The 2,500-nt window shown below is 55.4% G+C and carries 1 protein-coding gene, 1 tRNA gene and 1 rRNA gene (2 of these 3 cut by a window edge); 1 reads left to right on the top strand and 2 read right to left on the bottom strand.

Annotated elements, in window-relative coordinates; translation table 11 throughout:
• Window positions 1-1,686, bottom strand: a 23S ribosomal RNA gene (locus SMD10_RS24650) (it extends 1,118 nt beyond the left edge of the window).
• A 170-nt stretch (window positions 1,687-1,856) separates the two neighbouring features.
• On the opposite strand from SMD10_RS24650, the gene SMD10_RS24645 reads away from it, so the two are divergent.
• Window positions 1,857-2,303, top strand: a complete 447-nt coding sequence (locus SMD10_RS24645; RefSeq protein WP_331688378.1) for a hypothetical protein — start codon at window positions 1,857-1,859, stop codon at window positions 2,301-2,303.
• Between the two features lie 143 nt (window positions 2,304-2,446).
• On the opposite strand, the gene SMD10_RS24640 is transcribed toward SMD10_RS24645, so the two are convergent.
• A tRNA-Ala gene (locus tag SMD10_RS24640) sits at window positions 2,447-2,500 on the bottom strand; it runs 22 nt beyond the window's last position.

Here is a 2,500-nt window from a genome sequence, read left to right as displayed (position 1 = left end):
GGTCTGTGCCACCCCCAACAACTTGCGTCATTGGAGGTCACGCTTCTTCCGAAGTTACGCGTGCAATTTGCCGAGTTCCTTCAGCAGAGTTCTCTCAAGCGCCTTGGTATACTCTACCAGTCCACCTGTGTCGGTTTCGGGTACGGTCTATACGGTGGGGCTATTTCCCGGGACCGCTTCGCCGCCAAACCAATCCGATAAGGATTGACGACACACGCGATCCGTCACTCTCCACCAGGCCCACGATTGTTTACGTGGTTCCCATCGACTACGCCTTTCGGCCTCGCCTTAGGGGCCGGCTAACCCTGCTCAGATTAACTTTAAGCAGGAACCCTTGGACTTTCGGCGAGGGAGTCTCTCACTCCCTTTATCGTTACTCATGTCAGCATTCGCACTTCCGATACCTCCAGAAGCCCTCGCGGGTCTTCCTTCATCGGCCTACGGAACGCTCCGCTACCGCTCACCTCAAAGAGATGAACCCACAGCTTCGGTGCATGGCTTGAGCCCCGGTACATTTTCGGCGCAAAACCCCTTATTTAGACCAGTGAGCTGTTACGCTTTCTTTAAATGATGGCTGCTTCTAAGCCAACATCCTGGTTGTTTTGGGAGTCTCACATCCTTTCCCACTTAGCCATGACTTGGGGACCTTAGCTGGTGGTCAGGGTTGTTTCCCTCTCCACGACGGACGTTAGCACCCGCCGTGTGTCTGCCGGACAGCACTTCCAGGTATTCGGAGTTTGGTTAGGTTTGGTAAGACGGTGAGTCCCCCTAGCCCATCCAGTGCTCTACCCCCTGGAGTGTTCATCCGACGCTCTACCTAAATAGATTTCGCGGAGAACCAGCTATTTCCGAGTTTGATTGGCCTTTCACCCCTAGCCACAAGTCATCCCAATCTATTGCAACAGATGCGGGTTCGGCCCTTCAGTGCGTGTTACCGCACCTTCAGCCTGCTCATGGCTAGATCACTCGGTTTCGGGTCTAATCCGACGAACTGAACGCCCTGTTCAGACTCGCTTTCGCTACGCCTCCACCTATCGGCTTAAGCTCGCTCGCCAGACTAAGTCGCTGACCCATTATACAAAAGGTACGCGGTCACCCTTGCGGGCTTCCACTGTTTGTAGGCATTCGGTTTCAGGTTCTATTTCACTCCCCTTGTCGGGGTGCTTTTCACCTTTCCCTCACGGTACTGGTTCGCTATCGGTCATGCACGAGTACTTAGGCTTGGAGGGTGGTCCCCCCAATTTCAGACAGGGTTTCACGTGCCCCGCCCTACTCGAGGATCTCAAGAGAACATTATGCCTACGGGGCTGTCACCCAATCTCGCCACGCTTTCCAACGTGTTCGGCTTCTTTCTCTAAAGACCACTGGCCTGGTCCGCGTTCGCTCGCCGCTACTAGCGGAGTCTCGGTTGATGTCCTTTCCTCCAGGTACTGAGATGTTTCAGTTCCCCGGGTTCGCTTCTAACCCCTATGAATTCAGAGTTAGATACCTTTTAAAGATACCTGGTAACCTAAGCCGACCCGAAGATCGGTTTAGAATTACCAGGCATCAAAGGTGGGTTTCCCCATTCGGAAATTCGCGGATCAAAGCTTATTCGCAGCTCCCCACGACTTATCGCAGCGTATCACGTCCTTCATCGCCTGTGCATGCCAAGGCATCCACCAAATGCCCTTAAGACACTTGATCATTCTCATCGCCAATGCTCATCAAATTTGTCTGCTCACGCCGTCAATCCATCGGGATTGACGCCTGCACAGGGCGCGGATCGCAAGCGATCCGACGGCCGGTCGGCCTCGCCTCAGCATCATCGATGCTTCGGTGGCGTTCCTTCCGTCTGCCTTTTACAAATGAGAGAGATGAACATCGTCGATCTCATTCTTTCAGACACCACTCACATCGCTTCGGCGTGCAACCGTCACGATGCTCCTGCATGGTGCCTGCTGTTGGCTGGCCCAAAGCATGACCCCGACTGCCGTCAGGCAGGCGGAAAGTTTCATGCGTCAAAACCAACCAACGAAAGACCAGCTTCTCGAGACGAACCCCGATGGCAGGCGGTCAGGCGCTGCCAATCCTACGACCGGGACAATCATGACGAGACCAAGGAGATGACCCTTGCTCTCTGCCCCGATCCGACAGAACCGCACAAAACCTCTCGGCTTCACACGACCCTTCAGGATCCGTCTTCTCTTCACGATGTTGAGGAACAGGCGACATCGACCGCGTTCGATCGCGTCGCAAACTTTTATCTTCTTGCTTGGATGATGGTGGAGCCGCTTTCGGCATCCGCGGCCCTCGCACCGTAGGCGCTCGGGCATCTTCGCCTCGAATTGACATGCAATTCGCCACGCTGCGCGAGGACGGCTACGATGGTGGAGCCAGCCCGTCCGCCCGCAGCGCGGACGGACAAACCGGACAATCCGGATGGCGACACCGCGAGCAAAGCGAGTGGTGGAGCCAGACGGGATCGAACCGACGACCTCATGCTTGCAAAGCACGCGCT

The sequence above is a fragment of the Consotaella aegiceratis genome, from assembly GCF_036541425.1.
GTDB lineage: Bacteria > Pseudomonadota > Alphaproteobacteria > Rhizobiales > Rhizobiaceae > Consotaella > Consotaella aegiceratis.
The sequence above is the reverse complement of the archived record's forward strand: the minus strand, read 5'-3'. Positions and strand labels throughout refer to the sequence as shown.

What these genes read in the sequence shown, in the direction of transcription:
- SMD10_RS24645 (WP_331688378.1), top strand. Translation starts at nt 1,857, where the DNA reads ATGAACATCGTCGATCTCATTCTTTCAGACACCACTCACATCGCTTCG.